At 60.8% G+C, this 278-nt stretch carries 1 protein-coding gene; it reads right to left on the reverse strand.

All coding sequences use genetic code 11. The annotated features are described in order from the left end of the window. Positions 1-278: glutamate synthase-related protein (locus AC0IYH_RS31250; protein ID WP_471838087.1), on the reverse strand; the 278-nt coding region annotated here is incomplete at both ends.

The following is a 278-nucleotide window of genomic DNA, read 5'->3' on the forward strand; positions in this document are numbered from 1 at the left end:
CGCCCAGGGAGATACCAGCCGCATCGAAGCGCTTGAAGATCGACTCCAGCGGTTCGATTTCTTCGAGCGCCAGTGGCGTATCGGCCAGCTTGACCTGCAACAGGTCGCGCAGCATCGACACCGGGCGGGTATCTACCAGTTTGGTGTATTCCTTGAAGGTTTCGTAGCTGCCCTGCTTCACCGCCGCCTGCAGGGTGTTGACGACATCTGGGTTGTAGGCGTGGTACTCGCCGCCGTAGACGAACTTCAGCAGGCCGCCCTGCTGGATCGACTTGCGG

The organism is Pseudomonas sp. AC463 (genome assembly GCF_979253585.1).